This is a genomic window from Pararhodospirillum photometricum DSM 122 (assembly GCF_000284415.1).
Taxonomy (GTDB): domain Bacteria; phylum Pseudomonadota; class Alphaproteobacteria; order Rhodospirillales; family Rhodospirillaceae; genus Pararhodospirillum; species Pararhodospirillum photometricum.
Map to the genome: position 1 here is coordinate 2,246,456 of NC_017059.1, position 22,249 is coordinate 2,268,704.

General features: G+C 66.1%; 23 protein-coding genes and 1 tRNA gene. 16 read left to right on the forward strand and 8 right to left on the reverse strand.

From position 1 onward, the window contains the following. Positions 1–43 precede the first annotated feature (43 nt). Positions 44–916, reverse strand: a complete 873-nt coding sequence (gene rpoH, locus RSPPHO_RS10045) for an RNA polymerase sigma factor RpoH (RefSeq protein WP_041795012.1) — start codon at positions 914–916, stop codon at positions 44–46. 183 nt (positions 917–1,099) lie between these two features. Beyond that, positions 1,100–2,095, reverse strand: a complete 996-nt coding sequence (locus RSPPHO_RS10050; RefSeq protein WP_041795014.1) for an RluA family pseudouridine synthase — start codon at positions 2,093–2,095, stop codon at positions 1,100–1,102. A gap of 48 nt (positions 2,096–2,143) precedes the next feature. Here RSPPHO_RS10050 and RSPPHO_RS10055 point away from each other — a divergent pair, with 48 nt between their 5' ends. From RSPPHO_RS10055 to RSPPHO_RS10085, 7 genes are all read left to right on the forward strand, one after another. Beyond that, entirely contained in the window at positions 2,144–2,629 is a 486-nt protein-coding gene (locus RSPPHO_RS10055) for a hypothetical protein (protein ID WP_051013813.1), read from the forward strand. After that, the gene (locus RSPPHO_RS10060) at positions 2,619–3,101 is read left to right on the forward strand and encodes a M67 family metallopeptidase (RefSeq protein WP_069187574.1); all 483 of its coding nucleotides are present in this window, start codon (positions 2,619–2,621) and stop codon (positions 3,099–3,101) included. The genes RSPPHO_RS10055 and RSPPHO_RS10060 overlap by 11 nt, the downstream gene beginning before the upstream one ends. 93 nt (positions 3,102–3,194) lie before the next feature. Next, positions 3,195–4,661 (forward strand): sigma-54-dependent transcriptional regulator, encoded by a 1,467-nt coding sequence (locus RSPPHO_RS10065; protein ID WP_157879349.1) that lies wholly within the window; start codon positions 3,195–3,197, stop codon positions 4,659–4,661. A 379-nt stretch (positions 4,662–5,040) separates the two neighbouring features. Beyond that, on the forward strand, positions 5,041–6,129 hold the full coding sequence (locus RSPPHO_RS10070; protein ID WP_014415140.1) for an ABC transporter ATP-binding protein: 1,089 nt from the start codon (positions 5,041–5,043) through the stop codon (positions 6,127–6,129). A gap of 45 nt (positions 6,130–6,174) precedes the next feature. Next, the gene (locus tag RSPPHO_RS10075) at positions 6,175–7,227 is read left to right on the forward strand and encodes an ABC transporter substrate-binding protein (RefSeq protein WP_014415141.1); all 1,053 of its coding nucleotides are present in this window, start codon (positions 6,175–6,177) and stop codon (positions 7,225–7,227) included. Between the two features lie 69 nt (positions 7,228–7,296). Continuing rightward, positions 7,297–8,511 (forward strand): ABC transporter permease, encoded by a 1,215-nt coding sequence (locus tag RSPPHO_RS10080; protein WP_014415142.1) that lies wholly within the window; start codon positions 7,297–7,299, stop codon positions 8,509–8,511. Between the two features lie 17 nt (positions 8,512–8,528). Continuing rightward, on the forward strand, positions 8,529–9,353 hold the full coding sequence (locus tag RSPPHO_RS10085; RefSeq protein WP_014415143.1) for an ABC transporter permease: 825 nt from the start codon (positions 8,529–8,531) through the stop codon (positions 9,351–9,353). A 45-nt stretch (positions 9,354–9,398) separates the two neighbouring features. On the opposite strand, the gene RSPPHO_RS10090 is transcribed toward RSPPHO_RS10085, so the two are convergent. Further along, entirely contained in the window at positions 9,399–10,058 is a 660-nt protein-coding gene (locus tag RSPPHO_RS10090; protein WP_014415144.1) for a COQ9 family protein, read from the reverse strand. A 39-nt stretch (positions 10,059–10,097) separates the two neighbouring features. After that, positions 10,098–10,631, reverse strand: coding sequence for a peptide deformylase (gene def / locus RSPPHO_RS10095; protein WP_051013815.1), 534 nt, complete (start codon positions 10,629–10,631; stop codon positions 10,098–10,100). A 371-nt stretch (positions 10,632–11,002) separates the two neighbouring features. Between def and rpsU the strand changes: the two genes are divergently transcribed. Continuing rightward, complete coding sequence (gene rpsU, locus RSPPHO_RS10100) at positions 11,003–11,209, forward strand: 30S ribosomal protein S21 (RefSeq protein ID WP_041797134.1); 207 nt, start codon at positions 11,003–11,005, stop codon at positions 11,207–11,209. A gap of 131 nt (positions 11,210–11,340) precedes the next feature. Here the strand turns inward: rpsU and RSPPHO_RS10105 are convergent, their stop codons facing one another. The 3 genes from RSPPHO_RS10105 to RSPPHO_RS10115 all read right to left on the reverse strand — a co-directional run bounded on the left by RSPPHO_RS10105 (position 11,341) and on the right by RSPPHO_RS10115 (position 15,686). Continuing rightward, positions 11,341–11,964: an ABC transporter ATP-binding protein gene (locus RSPPHO_RS10105; RefSeq protein ID WP_014415147.1), complete on the reverse strand. Its 624-nt coding sequence runs from the start codon at positions 11,962–11,964 to the stop codon at positions 11,341–11,343. Continuing rightward, positions 11,945–12,670 (reverse strand): ABC transporter permease, encoded by a 726-nt coding sequence (locus RSPPHO_RS10110; RefSeq protein ID WP_157879176.1) that lies wholly within the window; start codon positions 12,668–12,670, stop codon positions 11,945–11,947. The genes RSPPHO_RS10105 and RSPPHO_RS10110 overlap by 20 nt, the downstream gene beginning before the upstream one ends. A gap of 61 nt (positions 12,671–12,731) precedes the next feature. Further along, on the reverse strand, positions 12,732–15,686 hold the full coding sequence (locus tag RSPPHO_RS10115; protein WP_041795016.1) for a 2-oxoglutarate dehydrogenase E1 component: 2,955 nt from the start codon (positions 15,684–15,686) through the stop codon (positions 12,732–12,734). A 487-nt stretch (positions 15,687–16,173) separates the two neighbouring features. On the opposite strand from RSPPHO_RS10115, the gene rplU reads away from it, so the two are divergent. The 8 genes from rplU to rlmH all read left to right on the forward strand — a co-directional run bounded on the left by rplU (position 16,174) and on the right by rlmH (position 22,006). Continuing rightward, entirely contained in the window at positions 16,174–16,476 is a 303-nt protein-coding gene (gene rplU / locus RSPPHO_RS10120) for a 50S ribosomal protein L21 (protein WP_014415150.1), read from the forward strand. Between the two features lie 62 nt (positions 16,477–16,538). Continuing rightward, positions 16,539–16,796, forward strand: coding sequence for a 50S ribosomal protein L27 (gene rpmA / locus RSPPHO_RS10125; RefSeq protein WP_041795017.1), 258 nt, complete (start codon positions 16,539–16,541; stop codon positions 16,794–16,796). A gap of 112 nt (positions 16,797–16,908) precedes the next feature. Beyond that, a complete protein-coding gene (obgE, locus tag RSPPHO_RS10130; protein WP_014415152.1) occupies positions 16,909–17,988 on the forward strand; it encodes a GTPase ObgE in 1,080 nt (359 codons plus the stop codon). Continuing rightward, positions 17,976–19,142, forward strand: a complete 1,167-nt coding sequence (proB, locus tag RSPPHO_RS10135) for a glutamate 5-kinase (protein WP_041795019.1) — start codon at positions 17,976–17,978, stop codon at positions 19,140–19,142. The genes obgE and proB overlap by 13 nt, the downstream gene beginning before the upstream one ends. A gap of 26 nt (positions 19,143–19,168) precedes the next feature. Continuing rightward, on the forward strand, positions 19,169–20,407 hold the full coding sequence (locus RSPPHO_RS10140; protein WP_051014030.1) for a glutamate-5-semialdehyde dehydrogenase: 1,239 nt from the start codon (positions 19,169–19,171) through the stop codon (positions 20,405–20,407). After that, complete coding sequence (locus RSPPHO_RS10145) at positions 20,395–21,075, forward strand: nicotinate-nucleotide adenylyltransferase (protein WP_014415155.1); 681 nt, start codon at positions 20,395–20,397, stop codon at positions 21,073–21,075. Before RSPPHO_RS10140 ends, RSPPHO_RS10145 begins: the two co-directional genes overlap by 13 nt. 135 nt (positions 21,076–21,210) lie before the next feature. Then, positions 21,211–21,540: a ribosome silencing factor gene (gene rsfS, locus RSPPHO_RS10150; protein WP_422610595.1), complete on the forward strand. Its 330-nt coding sequence runs from the start codon at positions 21,211–21,213 to the stop codon at positions 21,538–21,540. 7 nt (positions 21,541–21,547) lie between these two features. Next, positions 21,548–22,006 carry a 23S rRNA (pseudouridine(1915)-N(3))-methyltransferase RlmH gene (gene rlmH / locus RSPPHO_RS10155; RefSeq protein WP_014415157.1) on the forward strand — a complete coding sequence of 153 codons (459 nt, stop codon included), beginning with the start codon at positions 21,548–21,550 and terminating at the stop codon, positions 22,004–22,006. An 87-nt stretch (positions 22,007–22,093) separates the two neighbouring features. Here rlmH and RSPPHO_RS10160 read toward each other — a convergent pair. Beyond that, positions 22,094–22,170: transfer RNA gene (locus RSPPHO_RS10160), tRNA-Pro, on the reverse strand. Positions 22,171–22,249 lie beyond the last annotated feature (79 nt).

A 22,249-nucleotide genomic window follows, 5' to 3' on the forward strand; every position in this document is an offset into this window, starting at 1 on the left:
GGCTGGGGAGTCGCAGCCTCCCCAGATCCCTCGCTCCCAGGGCTCACGCCGGCGCCGCGTGCGCTTGCATGAACGACTGAAGCTTCTCAAACGCCCGCACCTCGATTTGGCGCACGCGCTCGCGGGAGATGCCGTAGCGGTGAGACAGATCCTCCAGGGTCGTCGGCTCGTCGCGCAGGCGCCGCTCGCTCAAGATGGCGCGCTCGCGGTCGTTGAGATGGGTCATCGCCTGGGTCAGCAGGCCGTGGCGCTGCTGCATTTCCTCGGATTGGGCAAGACGGGTTTCCTGGCTGTCGGTTTCATCGACCAGCCAGTCCTGCCACTCCCCCTCGGCGTCGGCGCGCACGGGGGCATTGAGGGAGTGGTCGGGGCTGCCGAGCCGCCGGTTCATGGAGATCACGTCGTTTTCCGGGACGCCGAGGGCGGTGGCGATGAAGCTGACGTTTTCCGGGCTCATATCGCCGTCTTCCATCAACTGAAGCTTGCCCTTCATCTTGCGAAGGTTGAAAAACAGCTTCTTTTGCGCGGCGGTCGTCCCCATTTTGACCAGGGACCACGAGTGGAGGATGTATTCCTGGATCGAGGCCCGGATCCACCACATGGCATAGGTCGCCAAGCGGAAGCCCCGCTCCGGGTCGAAGCGCTTGACGGCCTGCATCAACCCCACGTTACCTTCACTGATGACTTCAGCCATGGGGAGGCCGTAGCCCCGATAACCCATGGCAATTTTCGCGACCAAACGCAAATGGCTGGTCACCAGCCGATGCGCCGCTTCCGTGTTGCCACTGTCGCGCAGGCGGGTTGCGAGGGAGTATTCTTCCTCGGGGGTCAGCATGGGGTACTTGCGAATTTCTTGCAAGTAGCGGGTGAGGTTGCCTTCGGGGCCCCTGATCAGTCCGACTGTAGCGCTCGCCATGACCACTCCTCCTGTGCCGTTCCGGTTTTTGTTGTTGGCGCGTGACCGGTGCCCCCGTCGGGCTCTTCATGGCTCCTTACGATCGGGGGCGCTGTCGGGATCACGCGGCCGGTTGGTTTTTTCTCCTTTCCCCTAGACCTTAGGATAGGGCCAGGACGGGGGTGGGTCAAGAAGCTTTGGGTGTTAAATACTCTCCAAGAGAGTAAGGAGGGCTGTCATATCTGCAGGAAGTTCGGACTCGAACAGAATTTCCCGGCCATCGCGCGGGTGGCGAAAGCCGATTTGATAGGCATGCAGGGCCTGACGCCCGAAGTTTGCCAGCCGGGGGTCCAGGCCTTTGGGCAGCGACTTACGACCATAGAGAGGATCGCCAAGCAGGGGATGGCCGAGATGGGCCATATGGACCCGCACCTGATGGGTCCGGCCGGTGGCAAGCCGACACTCGATCAAAGAGACAGCCCMAGCCAGTGTCCGCAGGACTCGATAATGGGTGAGGGCGTGCTTGCCGCCCTTGGAAACCACGGCCATTTTCTGGCGGTGGGTAGGGTGGCGGCCAATGGCCCCCTCCACCTGACCGTGAGGCGGCCGGGGCAGGCCCCACACCAAGGCCTTGTACGCCCGGGTCAGGGAGTGGGCCGCGAATTGGGCGGCCAAGCCCTGGTGGGCAAGATCGGTTTTGGCGGCGACCATCAGGCCGCTGGTGTCTTTGTCGAGCCGGTGCACGATGCCCGGCCGGCGCGTGCCACCAATGCCCGACAAGGAGTCCCCACAGTGGGCGAGCAGGGCATTGACCAAGGTTCCGTCCGGGTTGCCCGCCGCCGGATGCACGACCAAGCCAGGGGGCTTGTTGAGGATGATCAGGTCTTCGTCTTCGTACACCACGTCAAGGGCGATGGCCTGTGGCACGGGGAGGGCGTCAACGGGCGGCGGTTCCTCAATACGCGCGACTTGCCCTGGTTTGACCCTGCGGGCCGCGTCGCCTAGGATGACCCCGTCTAAGGTGACGCGGCCCTCGGCAATCAAGGCTTGCAGCCTAGCGCGCGAGAGGCCCGTATCGGCCTCGGCCAGCCATTTGTCCACGCGTTTGCCCGCGTCGTCCGCCTGGGCGATGCGTTCGTGAACGGTGTCGGTTGGTCCGGGAGCGGTCCCGGACTCTGGAAGAGAGTGTGTGTCGGACATGGGCCAAGCGTGGCCCGGACCCGGGATGGAAATCAAGGGAGGATGCGGATGGTCCAGGCGGTCAAGGCCCTGGTCGCGATCATGGGACTTTTTATTGTAGGCGGCCTCGGTCTGCTGGGCTACGGGCTGGTCCATGACTGGCACCGTCCGGCCAAGGAAAGCGCGTCCGGGGTGCCGGCGCCGGAGCCCGGCCTTGCGCCTGCCGCGCCTGCCCCCGTTTCCGCCGCGCCGCCGGCGACGCCCTGGCCGGGCCCCGCGACCCAGCCGGCGGCGCCCGGGCAGATCGCCGGGTCGTGGTCTGGTCTTGTCGCGTCGCCCGCTGCCCCGTCCACGGCTCCGCTCCCAGGGCCGGCCGGCGCTTTTGGCACGGTGGTGTTGACCGAGCCCGTGGAGACCGAGCTGCGCTCTTATGAAGTCAGCGGGACGCGGCTGGTGGTGGAGGTCGGAATCGGCGACGGGCCGTCGCGCCTCGTGATCGTCGATCTTGCCACCGGCGCCGTGTTGGGCCGGGTGGTGGTCGGTGGTGGCGGCTGATCCGCTGCGGCGCCTGATCCTTCCCAAGACCTTGGCCGAGGCCTTGGTCGCCGGGGCCCGCGAGGCCCTGCCGTGCGAGGTCTGTGGCCTGCTCGTCGGTCGCCGTGTGGGCGACGCGGCGGTGGTCGAGGCCGGGGTGGCGGTGGCCAACACCGATCCCCGGCCCGAGACAGGCTTTGCCATTAACCCTTACGACCGCTTGGCCGTGCAGCGCGCGGCGCGGGCCGAGGGGTGGGGGGTGCTGGGATCTTGGCATTCCCACCCCAGCGGCGAGGCCCGGCCCTCGGCTCGCGATGCGGCCCAGGCCACCGAGGGGGGGCTGGTCTGGCTGATCGTGGCCCCCCACGTGGCGGAGGTCGCGGCCTTTGTTGCAGTTTGCGGGGCGGGGCAGGGGGCTTTCCTGGCTTTGGAGATTGTTTTATCGGGGCCTGGGCCTGCCTCCCCAGCCTGTCCTTTCCCGCCCTATTTGTGATAGGCTGTCCCTACAAGGAAATGAGGGCTTGGGCCGGGCGATCGAGCCCGGCATACTCGCCGCGCGCCGTCGAGGGCGGGGCGTGGGGTGTTTATGCCCCCCTTTGGTCACCCCCTGAACCAGGAGGCTCGGGCCGTTTCATGCGTGCGTCTGCCCCCCCCCCGGATCCTGTTGGTCGAGGATACGCCGGTGCAAGCCCGGTTGCTGCTGGATCATTTAAGCGGCGGGGCGTGGCGTGTGGACCATGTCGAGACCGGCGCCGAGGCCTTGCGCCGTCTCGGCGAGCCGCCCCTGCCTGACGTGCTCTTGCTCGATATCATGCTGCCCGACATGAGCGGGATGGACATCTTGCGCAAGATACGGGCAGAAGCGGCGGCCATCGGAGTGGTGGTCATCACGTCCAACGGTTCGGTGGCCCTGGCGGTCGATGCCATGCGGGCCGGCGCCGATGATTTCCTGGTGAAGCCCTTCAGCCGCGAGCGCTTGCTCGTTACCTTGCGCAACGTCATTGATCATCAACACCTTTCTCGCGAGGTCGAATCCTTACGCGAAAACCTGGGGATTGCCGCCTTCCAGGGCTTCGTCGGATCGTCGGCGGCCATGCAGCGCGTTTATCGCCGCATCGAGGCATCGTCGGCCAGCGGCGCTACCGTGTTCATCACCGGCGAAAGCGGCACCGGAAAAGAACTGGCTGCCGAGGCCTTGCACCGCAACAGTCCCCGCGCCAAGGGCCGTTTTGTCGCACTCAATTGCGGCGCCATCCCGCGCGACCTCATGGAAAGCGAGATCTTTGGCCACGTGAAGGGGGCCTTCACCGGCGCCATTGCCGATCGCGACGGCGCCGCTACCCAGGCCGATGGCGGGACCTTGTTTCTGGATGAAATCTGCGAAATGGATTTCAATCTCCAGTCCAAGCTCCTTCGCTTCTTGCAGTCCGGCGTCGTGCAGCGGGTTGGGGATGATCGACCGCGCCCGGTGGACGTGCGCATCGTCTGCGCCACCAACCGCGATCCTCTGGCCGAGGTGCGGGCCGGGCGTTTTCGGGAAGACCTGTATTACCGCTTGCATGTCATTCCCTTGCGGATGCCGGCCCTGCGCGAGCGCGGCGGCGATGTCCTGGAACTGGCCGACCACTATCTGGCGCGTATCAACGCCGAGGAGCACAAAAACTTTCGCGGGTTCACCCCCGATGCCGCCCAGGCCATGCTGGCCCATTCCTGGCCGGGCAATGTGCGTGAGTTGGTCAATGTGTTGCGTAATATCGTCGTTTTAAATCAGGGCAGCGAAATTACCCTGACCATGCTGCCCGCCCCCCTCAACCTGTCGGGCGAGTCCGTCGAGTCCCCCGCCCCGCCCCGCGCCGTGCCGCCGCCCGAGCGCGAAGAAGAGGCGATTCCCCGCCAAGAAGACATCGAACCGCTCTGGCAAGTCGAGCGCCGCGCCATTGAACGGGCGATTCTGGCCTGCGGCGGGAACGTGCCGCGCGCCGCCGCCCTCCTGCGCGTCAGTCCCTCCACCCTCTATCGCAAAAAGCAGATGTGGGAAGAGGGCGGGCGATAAGGAGGTTGTCGGCCGGGGTAACGCGGGGGCTGCCGCCCCGGACCCCGCCTGGAGGCGATGCCTCCAGACCTCCCTTTCTTTTATTGATTGCCCCCGCCTTCTCCCCCTTTTGAAAAGCGTGCTTTTCAAAAGGGGGAGAAGGCGGGGGCATGAACAAAATAAAAAGGGGGTTTGGGGCATCGCCCCAAGCGGGGCCCGGGGCGGCAGCCCCGCGTTACCCCGGCCGATCGTCGCCTTACGGCGCGGTGGTAAGCGGGGTTATTCTATTTTTAAGGGAAAAATTGGGTCCTATTGCCCGGGGGTGATGCACGGGCTTGCCGAGCGCTGCGGACTTGCGCATTGTATCCGCCTGCGAGGGCAATTTTAGAGAGGCCTGTCGATGGGAGAGGATATCCTCGTCGCGTTCCGAGGCGTACAGAAGACCTACGACGGTGACTCCCTGGTCGTGAAGGATCTGAACCTGGACATCAGGCGCGGGGAGTTTCTCACCCTGCTCGGACCATCGGGATCGGGCAAGACCACGTCCTTGATGATGCTCGCTGGATTTGAGGTTCCGACCCACGGGGACATCATGCTGGCCGGGAAATCCTTGCGGGCGACCCCGCCGCACCGGCGCGATATTGGCATGGTCTTTCAGAACTACGCCTTGTTTCCCCACATGACGATCCTGGAAAACGTCATGTTCCCCCTGAAAGTCCGGCGCGTTGCCAGCGATGACGCCCGCCAGCGCGCGCGGGACGCCTTGGCCATGGTTCGGCTGGATGCCCTGGAAAGCCGCCGCCCGGCCCAATTGTCCGGGGGCCAGCAGCAGCGCGTTGCCCTGGCCCGGGCCTTGGTGTTCCGGCCGCAGTTGGTGTTGATGGACGAGCCGCTGGGCGCCCTCGACAAGCAGTTGCGCGAGCATATGCAAATAGAAATCAAGCATTTGCACGCCCAACTCGGGGTGACGGTGGTTTACGTCACCCACGACCAGACCGAGGCGCTGACCATGTCGGACCGCATTGCGGTGTTCAACGATGGGGTGATCCAGCAACTCGATTCCCCGCGGGGTCTTTATGAGCTGCCGCGCAACAGCTTTGTGGCCCACTTCATCGGCGAAAACAACGTCTTGCACGGTACTGTTGAGAGTGTGACCGAGGGCTTTGTCCAGGTGCGTCTCGACGACGGCCAGCGCATCACGGCGCGGGCCGTCGTGGGGGCGGGGCCGGGCAGCCGGACCAGCGTGTCCATTCGCCCCGAGCGGATTCACCTCGACGATATCGGTCCCGAGGCCAACCAGCTTCCCGGTCTGATCGAGGAAACCATTTATCACGGCGACCATGTTCGGGTGCGGGCCCGTATCGCGGGCAACCCGGACTTTACCATCAAATTGCGCTACCGGGCGTCGCGCATCCTCCCCGAGACGGGCGCGGCCGTGGTGGCCGCCGTCGCGCCGGAGGATTGTCTCGCGCTGGATCCGGTGGGCTGAACGCCGCGCTCGCGCGGTATCCAAGGTGACCAAGGAGACCTGTTCATGCGACCGATTGCCCAAACGCTTGCCGGTTCCGCTGTCCTCCTGGCCGTCGCGGCCCTGGCGCTGCCGGCCCAGGCCCGCGATCTGACGGTCGTGTCCTGGGGCGGAGCGTACCAGGAAGCCCAGAAGAAAGTTTATTTCCAGCCGTTTGCCAAGGAAACCAACACGCCCACTCTCGACGAGTCGTGGGACGGCGGCATCGGTGTGCTGCGCGCCAAGGTGGAAGGCGGGCAGGCCACCTGGGATGTCGTCCAGGTCGAAAGCGAGGAACTCGCCCTGGGCTGCGACGAAGGCCTGTTCGAGACCCTTGATTTCGCCCGCCTGGGCGGCGCCGACCAATACATGAAGGAAGCCGTCTCGACCTGTGGCGTCGGCTCCATCGTGTACAACTTCGTGCTGGGTTACGACAAGAACGTGCTCAAGGACGCCCCCAAGGGCTGGGCCGACTTCTTTGATACCACCAAGTACCCGGGCAAACGCGCGTTGCGTGGCGGCCCCAAAACCACCTTGGAAATCGCCCTCATCGCCGACGGCGTGGCCCCCAAGGATGTGTACAAGCTGCTGGCCACCGACGAGGGTGTGGACCGCGCCTTCCGCAAACTCGACACCATCAAAAGCTCTTTGGTGTTCTGGAAGTCGGGCGCCCAGCCGCCCCAGTTGCTGGCCTCGGGCGACGTGGTCATGACCTCGATTTATAACGGCCGCGTTGATGCCGCCAACCGCGAGAGCGGGCGCAACTTCGGCATCGTCTGGGATGGGTCTTTGTTCACCCTGGACAGCTGGGTCATCCTCAAGGGCTCGCCCAACGCCGAACAGGCCTACAAGTTCCTGGAGTACGTCGGCCGCGCCCCCGTGCAGGCCGGGCTGCCCCAGGCGATTGCCTATGGTGTGACCAACAAGGGCGCCAACGCCCTGATCCCGCCGGCCCGCGTTGCCGATCTGCCCACCGCCGAAGCCAACATGGCCAACGCCGTTGAAATTTCCTCGGCCTTCTGGCTGGAGAACATCGACCGCCTGACCGAGCGCTTCAACAAGTGGGCCTCCGTCCAGTAATGTTCCGGCCCCGGGGGGGGGGACTCTCTCCCCCGGACACCGGCCCTCCCTGACCCTCGGAGCGCCCGCATGACCACCAGTCTCAAAACCCGTCTGCGTCGCGCCGAACGGCGGCGCCAACTGGGGGCCTTCGGCCTGATCGCCCCGCTTTTGCTGTTTTTGGCGATCACGTTCGTGGTGCCCATCGCCGACATGATGCGTCGCGCCGTCCACGATACCGAATTGTCGGCGGTGTGGCCCCGCGTCACGTCGGCCATGGTCACGTGGTCGGATCGCTCCCGCGCGCCTGAGGAACTGGTGTTTGCCGCCCTGGCCGCCGATCTGCGCGACAGCCAGAAGGCGAAGACCCTGGCCACCGCCGCGCGGCGCCTCAACTACGATTACAATGGCGCGCGCTCCTTGGTGTTCTCCACCGCCCGCGCGCTGCCCGCCAGCGCCACCGCCTGGACCGAGGTCATCGTCAAGGCCGACCCGCGCTGGCAAGATCCCGAGGTCTGGGCGGCCATCGACCGGGCAAGCGGCCCGCTGACCAGCTTTTTCTTGCTCCAGGCCCTTGATCTGGAACGCGATCCCCAGGGCGCCTTGCGCGCGGCGCCGGCTAACGAATCCATTTATCTCAATGTGTTGGGCCGGACGTTTAGCGTGGCGTTCAGCGTCACCGTGATGTGCCTTCTGCTGGGCTTTCCCGTGGCCTACCTGCTGGCCGTTTTGCCCGATCGCCACGCCTATCCCCTGATGATCCTGGTCATGCTGCCTTTTTGGACCTCGCTCCTGGTGCGCACCGCTGCCTGGGTGGTTTTGTTGCAAGACAAGGGGTTGGTCAACGAGGCCCTGCTGACCCTGGGGGTGATCGACGAGCCTTTGCGGCTGATCTTCAACCGGGTGGGTGTCGTCATCGCCATGACCCATGTGCTGCTGCCCTTCCTGATCTTGCCGCTGTACTCGGTCATGAAGGGGATCAAGCCGGTCTACATGCGGGCCGCCTTGTCGCTGGGGGCCCGGCCCACCGTGGCCTTCCTCAAGGTGTATATCCCCCAGACCCTGCCCGGGGTGGCGGCGGGCACCTTGCTGACCTTCATTCTGGCGCTGGGCTACTACATCACCCCGGCCCTGGTCGGCGGGGCCTCGGACCAGATGATCAGTCATTTTATTGCCTTCTACACCTCCGACACGGTCAACTGGGGCATGGCCGCCGCGCTGGGGTCGGTGCTGCTGGTCGCCACCTTGATCCTCTATAGCGTGTATACGCGCCTCGTCGGCGGCACGCAGATGAAAAACGGCTGATCCTCGGGAGACGCGCCATGCAAGGTCATTCCCTCACCCTTGAGGAACGCGCCTGGAAGACGGCTTTGTGGACGGCCGCCGTTCTGACGTTCGTGTTCCTCATCGCGCCACTGCTCGCCATTGTACCTCTGTCCTTCAACGGCGGCCCGTTCCTCACCTATCCCATGCAGGGCTTTTCCCTGAAGTGGTACGAGATCGTGTTTACCGATCCGGCCTGGGCTCGTTCCTTGAAGAACAGCCTGATCGTTGGCGTGACCTCCACCCTCCTGGCCACCGTGTTGGGTACCTTGGCGGCGGTGGGCTTGCAGCGGGCGCGGTTTCGCGGCCGGGGGCTGATTATGGCGGTGTTGCTGTCGCCGATGATTGTGCCGGTGGTTATCGTTGGCGTGGGCTTTTACCTGTTTTTTGCGCCGCTCGGCCTCACCGCCTCCTATGGCGGCCTGATCTTGGCCCACACCGCGTTGGCGGCGCCGTTTGTGGTGATCACCGTCAACGCGACCTTGCAGGGTTTCGACACGTCGTTGGCCCGCGCCGCCTCCAGCCTGGGGGCGGGGCCTTTGCTGACCTTTCGCAAGATCACTTTGCCCCTGATCGCGCCTGGGGTGGCCTCTGGCGCCTTGTTTGCCTTTGCCACGTCGTTTGATGAGGTGGTGGTCGTGTTGCTGGTGGCGGGGCCGGGGCAGCGGACCTTGCCGCGCGAGATGTTTAGCGGCATTCGCGAGAACATCAGCCCGACCATCATGGCCGTCGCCACCTTGCTGATCGTGTTTTCGACGGCCTTGCTGGTGACGTTGGAGATCTTGCGTCGGCGCAACGAGAAAATGCGCGGGGTGCGCTCTTAAAAAGGAAGGCTGGGGAGGCGCGGCCTCCCCAGACCCCTATTGCGATTAGTGGATTTGCACCGAGCGACGCAGGCCGGCCGGCTTGTGGGCGAGGCGCGACAGGGGGGTTGAGAGGCGCTGGAGGCTGCGGCGCACGCGGTCGCGGGCTTTGCGCAGGCGCACGGCTTCGTTCAGGCGGCGGTCGAGGAAGGCCCAGGTCTGGACCGAGTCCTCCGAGGCATCGTCGAGCCACACCAACAGGGTCGAGGCATAGATACCGGCCAGTTCGGCCCGCTTGGTGTAGAAGTTGATGTCCATGCTGCGGTCGCCGGCCGTGTGCCACAGGGCATCGACGGTGCGATAGAGCGAACGCACCGAGGCGGCGGCGTTGGGCGGCAGGGCCAGCAAGGCGGCGGCCCGGCGCACGGCCTCGCGGTGCAAACTCCAGCGCTCCAGGCGCAAATGGATGGCCAAGCGAACCCGTTCATGCAGGCGGAGCACCGAGGTGTCGGCGGCGGCCATGTCGGCGGCCATCAGGCGGTCGGCAAGGTCGATGAAATGGATGACCGCGTCCAGCGCTCCCCCAGGGAAGGCCCGCTCGGCCGCACTGGGCTCCAGCCCGGCGGCCACCGCCCCCTCGCGTAAGCTGTGGGCCGACCACCCGTCGAGAGGGACCCCGGGGAGGGCGGCGAGTAAGATCCGGTCCTTGAGTTCGGTCATATCCATGGGGGACCTCCTGGGAACGAAAGTGCACCTGCTCTAGACTTAGGGATCCTCGGGGGACGGTGCCAGAGCCCGACGGATTTCTTCAACAAAACCAAAATCAGCGAGGTCGTTCAGGCGCATGGGGTACAAGACCCCGTTGAGATGATCGAGTTCGTGTTGGACGACGCGCGCATGGAAGCCCTCGGCGTCGCGCACCACCATGCGGCCCATCAGGTCGTAGCCCTGATAGCGGATGGCGCGCGGCCGGGCCACGCGCCCTGTGAGGCCGGGCAGCGATAGGCAGCCTTCCCACTCGGCGGCTTCGGTGTCGTCCAAGACGGTGAGGGAGGGGTTGATCAGGGTCGTGAGCGGCACAGCCTCGCCGCCCGAGCGCTCGGCCGGGACATGGAACAAGATCACCCGCAAAGGAACGTGAACCTGCGGCGCGGCCAAGCCAACGCCCCCGGAGTCGGCCAGGGTTTCGGCCATGTCGGCCATCAGATGGGCGATCTCCGGGGCCATGGGGTCGTCCACCAGGCGGGCGACATTGACCAACACCGGGCTTCCCATGCGGGCGATCTTGAGCAGGGCCATGAAAAACTCCTCCCGGTCTGGGTGCTCCTTTACGGTCTGAGCCATCTTAGCACGATTTTTCAGTGCTTGAGAGAAGGAGAAGGCTGGGGAGGCGAGGCCTCCCCAGACCCCTCATTCGTCGGCGATGCCCCAGGAATCGAGGGGTCTGGGGAGGCCTCGCCTCCCCAGCCTTCTTTAACCACCCGGAGGCCCCGATTGCTCTGTGTGGCGCTTATGGAATCTCTTTTCCTAGGCGTCGGCGTGTGGTAGGACATCGCTTCTCGGGCCGGTGCGATATCCGGGCCATGTTTTTTTTGTCCTCGGGTCACTGGTGAGTGTAACCGGGCGTGGGCCTTCAAAGCCCGGCGCCCCTCAGGCAAGGAGATGGAGCCCTGGTTCAGGTTCTGGTGCGCGACAACAACGTCGATCAGGCGTTGAAGGCGCTGAAGAAGAAGATGCAGCGCGAGGGTGTTTTCCGCGAGATGAAGCTGCGCCGTAATTTCGAGAAGCCGTCGGAAAAGAAGGCCCGCGAAAAGGCCGAAGCCGTCCGTCGCGCCCGCAAGCTGGAGCGCAAGCGCCTGGAGCGCGAGGGCTTCTAAGGGCCGTCTCCCCGCTTTGGGGTCAGGGCACCGCCGATCACCGCCCCCCGCCTTGTGCGGTCTGGGCGGTATTGGCGTTTGGGCAGAAAAAAAGGCTGGGGAGGCGGGCCTCCCCAGACCCCTTGGGGCTTCTAGACCAAGTGGCCGTTGACCAAGTGCATGGTCCGGTCGGCGAGGCGGGCCGCCTCTTCGGGGCTGTGGGTGACCAGGACCAGGGTCATGCCCAGGCGGCGGCGCAGGGCATCCACCTCGTCCCACAGGCGCCGACGGGTGGGCGGGTCGAGGGCGGCAAAGGGCTCGTCGAGCAGCAAAAGGCGCGGGCGGCGCACCAGGGCCCGCGCCAGGGCGGCCCGCTGGCGTTCACCGCCCGAGAGGGTGGCCGGCCGGCGATCGGCTCGGTGGTCGATGGCACACAGGTGCAGGGTTTCCGCCGTGCGGGCGCCGCGCTGTCCGGCGCTGGCTCGGTCGAAGAGCAGGACAAGGCGCAAGCTGGTGTCGATCCGCAGATGGGGGAAGAGCAGGGGGTCCTGGCTCATGTACCCTAAGCCTCGGCGATGGGCCGGGACTCGGCTCATGTCGCGCTCGTCGAAGTAGACCCGGCCCTGGTGGGGGAGCAGGCCGGCGATGATCTTCAACAAGGTGCTTTTGCCCGATCCCGAGGGACCGAGCAGCGCCACGGACTCTCCCTCGGCGACGCTGAAGGACAGCGGCCCCAAGATGGCGTTGGCCACGCCCTCAAGCCGCAGGGCGGGCATGGGCCGAGGGTCCGCGGGCGGGGTGACTGGAGAGGGCGCGCAGCAGCAAGAGCAAGGTCAGGGCCAGGGTCATCAGCACCAGGGCGCAGGCGATGGCGATGCCGGGCTCGCCGCTGGCGATGTTGAGATAAATAGCCATGGGCAGGGTTTCCGTGTGAAGGCGGGTGGCGCCGGCTACCATCAAGGTGGCGCCAAATTCTCCCAGGGCGCGGGCCCAGCCGAGCACGGCGGCGCTCACCAGACCGCGTCCGGCCATCGGAACTTCGATCAGGAGAAACACCCAGCCGGGGCTGAGGCCCAAGGTGGCGGCCACGCCGGCAACTTCGGGATCCACCGCCTCGAAAGCGGCGCGGGCGCCACGCACCAAGACCGACAGCGCCACATAGGCCTGGGCGACGATGATGCCGGCCGGTGAGAACAGCACCGCAAGGCCGGCGTCGGCCAGCAGCCCGCCCACCGGGGCGTCGCGGCCGAGCAGGAACAACAGGCCCATGCCGGCGATCAGGGGCGGCGTGACCATCGGCAGGTCGAGCAGGCCCTCGATCAGGGCCTTGCCGGGAAACGCGTGCCGGGCCAGGACATAGGCGGCCGGCACGCCGAACAGCAGCGCGAGGCCCAGGGCGGTCAGTGATGTTTTGAGCGAGAGACCGGCCGCGAACAGGGTTTCGCGCTCTTGCACGGCGGCCCACAAGGGGGTCTGGGGCATCGCCCCAGGCGGGGCCCGGGGCGGCAGCCCCGGAAGGGCCGGGACAGAAGGCCCCCTTGCCTTAGGCGATGGCGCTCATGCGCGTGACCCGGCGGAAGGGCTGGGGCAAGGTATCGCGCGGCCACTTGAGGGCCTGCTCAACCAAGACCGCCTGCTCGGCGTTGTGCTTGCGATACAAGCCGGTGGCCGGCGAGGCCGAAGACGGCCGGCCAGCATAGATGGCCCGGCGCTGCACCGTGCTGCCCAGTTCTTCCAAGATGTATTCCAAGCGCCGGTCCACGAAGCTCCAAGCCCCCATGTTGGCCGGCTCTTCCTGGCACCACAGCACTTCGGCGCCGGGATAGGCCTTGAGGCAGCGCATCAAGGTGTCCTTGGGCCAGGGATAGAGCTGCTCGACGCGCACGATAGCCACGTCGTCGATTTCCCGATCCTCGCGCGCCTGCACCAGATCGTAATAGACCTTGCCGGTGCACAGGACCACGCGGCGCACCTTCTCGGGGACGATGGTGGAATCGACCTCGCCGATGACGCGCTGGAAGCCAGCCTGGGTAAAGGCCTCAATGTCGCTCACACAGCGCTTGTGCCGCAGCAGGGACTTGGGTGTGAACAAGATCAAGGGCTTGCGAAAGTTGCGCCGAACCTGACGGCGCAGCACATGGAAGTAGTTGGCCGGGGTGGAGACGTTGGCCACCTGCATGTTGTCCTCGGCGCACAACTGCAAATAGCGCTCTGGCCGGGCCGACGAGTGCTCGGGACCCTGGCCCTCATAGCCATGGGGCAGCAGCACGACCAAGCCGGACATGCGCAGCCACTTGGATTCGCCCGAACTGATGAACTGGTCGAAAATGACCTGGGCACCGTTGGCGAAGTCGCCGAACTGGGCCTCCCACATCACCAGCCCCTTGGGCTCGGCCAGGGAATAGCCGTACTCGAAGCCCAGCACCGAGAATTCGGATAGCGGGCTGTCGATGACCTCGAAGCGCGCCTGATCGGGGCCCAAGTGCTCCAAGGGGATGAAGCGAGCCTCGGTGGCCTGATCGTGCAGCACAGCATGGCGATGGGAGAAGGTGCCGCGCCCCGAGTCCTGGCCCGAGAGGCGCACCGGCACCCCTTCTTGCAGCAAGGTGCCAAAGGCCAGCGCTTCGGCCGTGCCCCAGTCGAAGCCTCGGCCGGTGCGCACCATTTCGGCCTTGGCCTTGAGCTGGCGCAAGATTTTGGGGTTGGTCTCGAAGCCCTCGGGCGGCGTGCTGAGAACCTTGCCGACGGCGCGCAGGGTTTCGGGCGTGACCGACGTGGGGTCTTGGCGGAACTCCTCCTCGCCGTTCATGGCCTCCAGCCCTTCCCACTTGCCGGCCAGCCAGTCGGCGCGGTTGGGGCGGTAGGTGTCGGCGGCCTTGTACTCCTCCTCCAGGCGGGCCGTGAAGTTGGTGACCATCTGGTCGGCGTCGGCCTGGGTCAGCACACCTTCGGCGACCAGCACCCGGGCATAGAGGGTGCGGGTGGTTTCATGGCGGGCGATGGACTTGTACATCAGGGGCTGGGTGAAGGCCGGCTCGTCGGCTTCGTTGTGGCCCTGCCGCCGGTAGCACACCATGTCCACGACCACGTCCACGCCAAACTCTTGACGGAATTCGGTGGCGATGCGCGCGGCGTGGACCACCGCCTCGGGGTCGTCGCCATTAACGTGCAAAATAGGGGCCTGAACCATCTTGGCGATGTCGGTGCAGTACTGGCCGGAACGGCTGTACTGCGGGCTGGTGGTGAAGCCAATCTGGTTGTTGATGACAAAGTGGATGGTGCCGCCCGTGCGGTAGCCCTTGAGCCGCGACAGGCCGAAGCACTCGGCCACGATGCCCTGGCCGGAGAAGGCGGCATCGCCATGGATCAAAACGGCCACGGCCTTGGTGCGGTCGGTGTCGCCGATCTGGGCTTGCTTGGCGCGGACCTTGCCCAGCACCACCGGGTCGGCGGCTTCGAGGTGCGACGGGTTGGCCTGCAAGGACATGTGCACGGTCACGCCGTCGAACTCGCGGCTGGCCGAGGTCCCCAGGTGGTACTTCACGTCGCCCGAGCCCTGCACGTCCTCGGGGTTGGCGCTGTTGCCCTGGAACTCGCTGAAGATCGCCCGATAGGGCTTGTGCATGATGGCGGTCAGCACGTTCAGGCGGCCGCGATGGGCCATGCCGACGTTGATCTCGGTCATGCCGAGTTGGCTGCCGCGCTTGAGGACCTGCTTCAGGGCGGGGATCAGGGTCTCGCCGCCCTCCAGGCCGAAGCGCTTGGTGCCCGTGTACTTGACCTGCAAGAAGCGCTCGAAGCCCTCGGCCTCGGTCAGGCGCTCCAAGATGGCGCGCTTGCCCTCGGGGGTGAATTTGGTGTGATTGCGCTCGCCCTCGATCCGGCGCTGGATCCAGCTTTTTTGCTCGGGCGACTGGATGTGCATGAACTCGACGCCGATGGTGCCGCAGTAGGTCTCGCGGATCACCTCAATGATCTTGGCGAGCGATGCCTTTTCCAGCCCCAGGACGTTGTCGATGAAGATTTCGCGCGATAGATCTTTTTCCGTGAACCCATAGGTGCGATAGTCCAGCTCGGGATGTTCCTCGGGCGGACACAGGTTCAAGGGATCGAGCTTGGCCATCAGATGACCGCGGACTCGATAGGTGCGGATCATCATCAGGGCGCGAATGGAATCCAAGATGTGCTGGCGCGTTTCCTCTAGCGGGACGGTGGGCGTGGCGGCGCGGGCCTCGCGCGGCGCTTCCTTGGCCGGCGCCTTGGCGGGTTTGGCCGGGGAGGCGTCGGGATCGGCGGCGCCAATGACCTTGTTGCCCCGTGTGCGCCACGACGGCCCCCGTAAATCCCCGATCAGGTCGGTCAGATCCTGCCCGCCGCTGGTCAGGTCCTGGAAAAAAGCGGTCCAACTCGGGTCTACCGAGGCCGGATCCTCAAGATAGCGGCTGTAAACTTCCGCAATGTAGACCGCGTTGGCGCCATTCAGAAAAGACGGTTCCACGTCAGCACCCCTGTCCGCGCGGGGCGCGGCGGTTCGGACAAGGGGCACGCTTTCCCTGGGGGAAAGGGGAGAGCGCACACCCGCCCCGACGCCGCGCCGGCATCGAGTTTTTATAGACTTGCCTATCCAATTAACCATGGTCGTCGCTCGGTTTCCAGACCCGAGAGACAAAAAGAAGGCTGGGGAGGCGCGGCCTCCCCAGACCCCTCGCTTCTTGGGGCGGACCAACGCGAACGAGGGGTCTGGGGAGGCCGCGCCTCCCCAGCCTTCCCTTCCCGACTCCTCCAACAAAAACCCCCTCTCCCGGTCGGGAAGAGGGGTCGTGGGGAGGCCGTGCCTCCCCAGCCTTCCTTTTTTCTCCGCTCACGTCTCACGCCCTTTGTTGACTCCGAGACGTAGAAGGGTATAGTGCGCCCCTCGCCGTGGCTTCCGAGCGGAGCCATAGGCGTGTGCATTTCCGTTTCCGTTTCATCCGAAGGACTCAGTCATGTTCGCGGTCATCAAGACGGGCGGCAAGCAGTACAAGGTCGCCGAGAACGACGTCATCGACGTCGAGAAGCTCGATGCCGAAGAGGGCGCCACGGTGGCGTTCGACGCCGTTCTCGCCGTTGGCGACCGCGTCGGCGCGCCCCTCGTGGAGGGTGCCTCTGTGTCTGCCGAAGTCGTCTCTCAGTTTCGCGCCGAGAAGGTTATCATCTTCAAGAAGCGCCGTCGGCAGAATTACCGCCGCAAGGGCGGTCATCGCCAGCACCTGACCCGGGTGCGCATCACGGGTATCGCCGGCGCCTAAGCGTCGTTTGAGTGTTTCCTTCGGCTTTCAGCCGGAGGTGGTTTACTGGAGGAGATCTCCCAATGGCACATAAAAAGGCCGGTGGCAGTTCCCGTAACGGACGCGATTCCGAGGGCCGTCGCCTTGGCGTTAAGAAGTTCGGCGGCGAAGCCGTCGTTTCGGGGAACATTATTCTGCGTCAGCGCGGCACCAAGTACCACCCGGGCGCCAACGTGGGTTTGGGCAAGGATCACACGATCTTCGCCGTGACCGATGGCGCCGTGAAGTTCCATAAGGGCTTCCGGGGTCGGATGTTTGTTTCGGTGGTGCCGGCGGCGTAAGGCCGCCCGACATCCTTCTCGCGCCCGACCCGGCGACGAGACCGTTGTCGGGGGGGAATGTTCGCATTCCCCCCTTTAGTCGTGGGCGCTCCTCTTTTTCGGGACCCCGACCATGAAATTTCTGGACGAAGCCAAGGTCTTCCTCCAAAGCGGTGACGGCGGCAATGGCTGCGTCGCCTTCCGACGCGAAAAAAACATCGAATTCGGCGGCCCCGATGGGGGCAACGGCGGACGCGGCGGCGATGTGATCGTCGAGGCCGTGGCCAACCTCAACACGCTGATCGATTTTCGCTACCAGCAGCACTTCAAAGCGCCGCGCGGGCGCGACGGCTCGGGCGACAACCGCACCGGCAAGTCGGGCGAGACGTTGGAGATCAAGGTGCCGGTCGGCACGGTCATCTTGGCCGAGGACAAGGAAACGGTGCTGGCCGACCTGACGCGGGTGGGGCAGCGCCTCACCTTGGCTACCGGCGGCGATGGCGGCTTTGGCAATGCCCACTACAAGACCTCGACCAATCAGGCGCCCCGGCGGGCTGACCCCGGCTGGCCGGGCGAGGAAATGTGGGTGTGGCTGCGCCTCAAGCTGATTGCCGACGCCGGACTGGTCGGCCTGCCCAACGCCGGCAAATCAACCTTGCTGGCCGCTGTGACCCGGGCCCGGCCCAAGATCGCCGACTATCCGTTCACGACCTTGCATCCCAATCTGGGTGTGGTCCATCAAGACGGCCGCGAGTTTATTATCGCGGACATTCCCGGCTTGATTGAAGGCGCGCACGAGGGGGCTGGTCTCGGCACGCGCTTCTTGGGCCACGTGGAACGCTGCGCCGTGCTGCTGCATCTAGTGGATGCCACCCAAGACGACGTGGCCCAGGCGTGGCACACGGTGCGCCACGAACTGGCCTGCCATGGCGAGGGGCTTGAGGAAAAGGCCGAAATCGTCGCCTTGACCAAGACCGATTCCCTGACGCCCGAGGCGATTGAAGACAAGATCATGGAGCTCAATGCGGCGTGCCGGCGTCCGGTGCTGGCCTTCTCCTCGGTGTCGGGGCAGGGGCTGGCCGAGGTGCTGCGCGCCCTGGGCCGTCACGTGGACGAGGCCCGCGCCGAGCGCCAGCGCGCCCAGGCTGCCTTGGCGCAGGAGTTCGACGACCACGACGACGCTGGTGCCGAGGACCCCACATGGACACCCTGACTTCCGTCTGCGCCTCCGACATCTTGGAGCGCGCCCGGCGGGTGGTTCTCAAGATTGGCTCGGCCCTCCTGGTGGAGGCCAGCAGCGGCATGCCCCGGCGGCCGTGGCTTGAGGCCTTGGTGGATGACATCGTTGATCTGCGCCGGGGCGGGCGCGAGGTGCTGATCGTGTCGTCGGGCGCGGTGGCGGTGGGGCGGCGCTCGTTGCCCCTCGATCTCACCGGCCGGCCGCGCTTGCAAGAAAAGCAGGCGGCGGCGGCCGTTGGGCAGGTGCGTCTGGCCCACGCGTATCAGGAGGTGTTGGGCCGCCACGGCATTACCGCCGCCCAGGTGCTGCTAACCCTCGACGATTCGGAAAACCGTCGGCGCTACCTCAACGCCCGCAACACCATTGATACCTTGCTGCGCCTGGGCGCGGTGCCGGTGATCAACGAGAACGACACGGTGGCGACCCAGGAGATCCGCTTTGGCGACAACGATCGTCTGGCGGCCCGGGTTGCCCAGATGACCAGCGCCGACGCGCTCATCTTGTTCTCGGACATTGACGGTCTCTACACCGCCGATCCCAACAAGGATCCGGGGGCGCGCTTCATCCCGACCGTCGAGGCCCTGACGCCCGAGATCCTGGCCATGGGCGGCGGCGCCGTCACCGCGCACGGCACCGGCGGCATGGTCACCAAGCTGGCCGCCGCCGCCATCTGCATGGAAGCGGGCTGTGCCATGGCCATCGCGCCGGGCAAAGGGACCAACCCGGTCAAGCGGCTGCGCGAGGGCGGGCGCTGCACGTGGTTTTTGCCCAGCCACGAGCCCCACGCGGCGCGCAAGTCGTGGATCTCCGGCTCCTTGCGGGCCGAGGGCGTGGTGACGGTTGATGAGGGGGCGGCGCGGGCCCTGGCCCAGGGGGGCAGTTTGCTGCCGGCCGGGGTGCGGGCCATTGAGGGCGACTTCCAGCGCGGCGCCGCCGTGCGGGTAGTGGGGCCCGATGGCCGCCGTCTGGCCAAGGGGCTGGTCTCCTACCCGGCCGAGGAAGCCCGCCTGCTGATGGGCCACAAGAGCGGTGAAATCGAGGCCCTCCTCGGCTACCGTGGTCGCGACGAACTGATCCACCGCGATGACATGGTGGTGGACACGACCGAAGAAAGGACTGCCTCGTGACCGACGCGGATCAACTGACGGCTCTCATGACCGACCTGGGCCGCCGCGCCCGGGCCGCCGCCGCCCAGATGGCCACCCAGCCGCGTGCCGCCAAGGATGCCGCCCTCACGGCCGCCGCCGCCGCCTTGCGCCGGGATCTCGAGCCGATCCTGGCTGAGAATGCCAAAGACATGGCGGCCGGGCGCGAAAAGGGCCTGACCCCGGCGCTCCTCGATCGCCTTGCCCTCACCCCGGCCCGCGTCGAAGCGATGGCCCGCGGGTTGGAGGATATCGCGGCCCTGCCCGATCCGGTGGGCGAGGTCATGGCCGCCTGGACCCGGCCCAACGGCCTGCGTCTGGAGCGGGTGCGCACCCCCTTGGGCGTCGTGGGCGTCATCTACGAGAGCCGGCCCAACGTGACCGCCGACGCCGGGGCCCTGTGCCTCAAGGCCGGCAACGCCGTGATCCTGCGCGGCGGCTCCGAGAGCCTGCACAGCGCCCGCGCCATCCATGCCCGTCTGGTTGAGGGCCTGGACCAAGCCGGCCTGCCCGCCGACGCCATCCAGATGGTGCCGACCAGCGATCGCGCCGCCGTCGGCGTGATGCTCACCCTCTCCGACTCTATCGACGTGATCGTGCCGCGCGGCGGCCGGGGGCTGGTCGAGCGGGTGACCCGGGAAAGCCGCATTCCGCTGTTCAAGCACCTGGACGGCATCTGCCATACCTATGTCCATGCCGACGCTGATCCCGACACGGCCCGCGCCGTGTGCCTGAACGCCAAGATGCGTCGCACCGGTATTTGCGGTTCCACCGAGACGATCCTGGTCGATACAGCGCTGACCGGCACCCTGCTGCCGCTGATCATCGCCGACTTGCAGCAGGCAGGCTGCGAGGTGCGCGGCTGCGAACGCACCCAAGCCGCCGTGCCCGGCGTGGTGCCAGCCACCGACGCCGATTGGGACACCGAGTACCTCGATGCCATCGTGTCGGTGCGGATTGTGGATGGCCTGGACGAGGCCCTGGCCCATATTGCCCGCCATTCCAGCAGCCACACCGAGAGCATCCTGACCGAAAACGCCGAGGTGGCCGAGGCCTTCCTGACCCGGGTGGACAGCGCGATCGTCATGCACAACGTCTCGACTCAGTTTGCCGATGGCGGCGAGTTTGGCATGGGCGCCGAGATCGGCATCAGCACCGGACGCCTGCACGCGCGCGGTCCGGTCGGGGTCGAGCAGTTGACCATCTTCAAGTACAAGGTCCGTGGAACCGGGCAATGCCGGCCGTAACGTCGCGGACCCCGTCGCCCTGGGGCGACCGGCGCCGCCTGCGCGTCGGTCTCCTGGGGGGCTCCTTCAATCCGGCTCACGCCGGCCACCGCCACATCAGCGAGGAAGCCCTGGCCCGGTTGCGGCTTGATGCGGTGTGGTGGCTGGTCAGTCCCCATAATCCTCTGAAGCCGCGGGGGTCCCTGGCGCCGTTTGCCGCCCGGCTGGCCTCGGCTCAGGCCTGCGTCGGCCGCGATCCTCGTTTGGTGCCCCTCGGCGTCGAGCAACGCTGGGGCGTGGTGCGCACCTACGACACCTTGGTCCGCCTCGGGCAGCGCTTTCCCCGGGTAACCTTTATCTGGTTAATGGGCGCCGACAATCTGGCCCAGTTTCCCCGCTGGCATCGCTGGCTCGACATCGTGCGCCGCGTGCCCATTGCGGTTTTCGACCGCGCGCCGTATTCTTCCCGGGCCCTGGCCGGGCGGGCGGCGCATCGGTTGGCGCCGTGGCGACGGCCAGCGCGCGCGGCGACCCGCCTGAGCCGGGCGCCGGCGTGGGTATTCCTGCCGATCCGCCGCCATGGCGCCTCGGCGACAGCAATCCGGGCGCGTGTTCCCGGATGGACCGCGGGGTCACGTGACCACCCCCCGGGCTCCTGCCCCCCTCATTCTCTGTCCCTCAAGGAATGAGGGGTCTGGGGAGGCCCGCCTCCCCAGCCTTCTCTTTTTTGTTCTCAAGCCCCTCCTCCCCTTGCCAATGGAGAAGACCATAAGCACATCCCCCCCCCGCAAGGCCCGGGTTCCCTGGCCGCTCTTGTCGAAGCACTGCTGGATGCGGAAAAAGCCGAGAATATCACGGTGATTGATCTGGCGGGCAAATCGAGCATCGCCGATCACATGATCGTCGCCACGGGCCGTTCGGCCCGTCACATCGGCGCCCTGGCCGACCATCTCGCCGAGCGCCTGAAGGCCGAGGGCCTGCCGGTCGCCACCGAGGGCATGCCCCAATGCGACTGGGTCCTGCTTGATGCCGGGGACCTGATCGTCCACCTGTTCCGCCCCGAGGTCCGCGCCTACTACAACCTGGAAAAAATGTGGGGAGCCCCCGTGGTCGCCCTCACCGGCACCGACGGTCCCGGCGCCTGGGCTCACTGAGGCAGCCTTGAAGACCCTCATCCTGGCGGTCGGCCGGGCCCGTCCGGGCCCGGAGAAGACCTTGTTCGATCATTACGCGAGCCGGCTGCGCGGCGGGCTCGCGGTGGTCGAGGTGGAGGAAAAGCGCCCCTTGCCGGTTCCGGCCCGCAAGGAGCGTGAAGCCGAGTTGCTGCTGGCCCAGGTCCCCCCCGGCGCCGTCCTGGTCGCCCTCGACGAGCACGGCAAGGCGTGGAGTTCCCTGGCCCTGGCCCGCGCCCTGGAAAAATGGCAAGACGACAGCCGGCCGGCTCTGGCCTTTGCCATCGGGGGCGCGGATGGCCATGGAACAGCGTTGCTGGCCCGAGCCGATGTGGTCGTGTCCTTAGGCGCCCTCACGTGGCCCCATATGCTGGTGCGAGCCTTGATCGCCGAGCAAGTCTATCGCGCCCAGTGTATCCTGGGCGGGCATCCCTATCATCGTGAGTAGCGTCTGTTCGCAGGGGCAGATGGGCCCCCGGCCCGCTCAAGAAAAAGGGTCGCCGTTCCGAAGAATGGCGACCCTTTCATCTTACGCTGGTCGGAGTGAGAGGATTCGAACCTCCGGCCCCTGCCTCCCGAAGACAGTGCTCTACCAGGCTGAGCTACACTCCGTGCCGTCGAGGAGGCGGTTTATACGCGGCGGCTGGTCGTCTGGCAAGATGAAAAGTGAGGCTTACAAAAAAAGAAAGGC

What these genes read in the sequence shown, in the direction of transcription:
- rpoH (WP_041795012.1), bottom strand. Translation starts at nt 916, where the DNA reads ATGGCGAGCGCTACAGTCGGACTGATCAGGGGCCCCGAAGGCAACCTC.
- RSPPHO_RS10055 (WP_051013813.1), top strand. Translation starts at nt 2,144, where the DNA reads ATGGTCCAGGCGGTCAAGGCCCTGGTCGCGATCATGGGACTTTTTATT.
- RSPPHO_RS10065 (WP_157879349.1), top strand. Translation starts at nt 3,195, where the DNA reads ATGCCCCCCTTTGGTCACCCCCTGAACCAGGAGGCTCGGGCCGTTTCA.
- RSPPHO_RS10070 (WP_014415140.1), top strand. Translation starts at nt 5,041, where the DNA reads ATGGGAGAGGATATCCTCGTCGCGTTCCGAGGCGTACAGAAGACCTAC.
- RSPPHO_RS10075 (WP_014415141.1), top strand. Translation starts at nt 6,175, where the DNA reads ATGCGACCGATTGCCCAAACGCTTGCCGGTTCCGCTGTCCTCCTGGCC.
- RSPPHO_RS10080 (WP_014415142.1), top strand. Translation starts at nt 7,297, where the DNA reads ATGACCACCAGTCTCAAAACCCGTCTGCGTCGCGCCGAACGGCGGCGC.
- RSPPHO_RS10085 (WP_014415143.1), top strand. Translation starts at nt 8,529, where the DNA reads ATGCAAGGTCATTCCCTCACCCTTGAGGAACGCGCCTGGAAGACGGCT.
- RSPPHO_RS10090 (WP_014415144.1), bottom strand. Translation starts at nt 10,058, where the DNA reads ATGGATATGACCGAACTCAAGGACCGGATCTTACTCGCCGCCCTCCCC.
- def (WP_051013815.1), bottom strand. Translation starts at nt 10,631, where the DNA reads ATGGCCCTGCTCAAGATCGCCCGCATGGGAAGCCCGGTGTTGGTCAAT.
- RSPPHO_RS10105 (WP_014415147.1), bottom strand. Translation starts at nt 11,964, where the DNA reads ATGCCCGCCCTGCGGCTTGAGGGCGTGGCCAACGCCATCTTGGGGCCG.
- RSPPHO_RS10110 (WP_157879176.1), bottom strand. Translation starts at nt 12,670, where the DNA reads ATGCCCCAGACCCCCTTGTGGGCCGCCGTGCAAGAGCGCGAAACCCTG.
- rplU (WP_014415150.1), top strand. Translation starts at nt 16,174, where the DNA reads ATGTTCGCGGTCATCAAGACGGGCGGCAAGCAGTACAAGGTCGCCGAG.
- rpmA (WP_041795017.1), top strand. Translation starts at nt 16,539, where the DNA reads ATGGCACATAAAAAGGCCGGTGGCAGTTCCCGTAACGGACGCGATTCC.
- obgE (WP_014415152.1), top strand. Translation starts at nt 16,909, where the DNA reads ATGAAATTTCTGGACGAAGCCAAGGTCTTCCTCCAAAGCGGTGACGGC.
- proB (WP_041795019.1), top strand. Translation starts at nt 17,976, where the DNA reads ATGGACACCCTGACTTCCGTCTGCGCCTCCGACATCTTGGAGCGCGCC.
- RSPPHO_RS10140 (WP_051014030.1), top strand. Translation starts at nt 19,169, where the DNA reads ATGACCGACCTGGGCCGCCGCGCCCGGGCCGCCGCCGCCCAGATGGCC.
- RSPPHO_RS10145 (WP_014415155.1), top strand. Translation starts at nt 20,395, where the DNA reads ATGCCGGCCGTAACGTCGCGGACCCCGTCGCCCTGGGGCGACCGGCGC.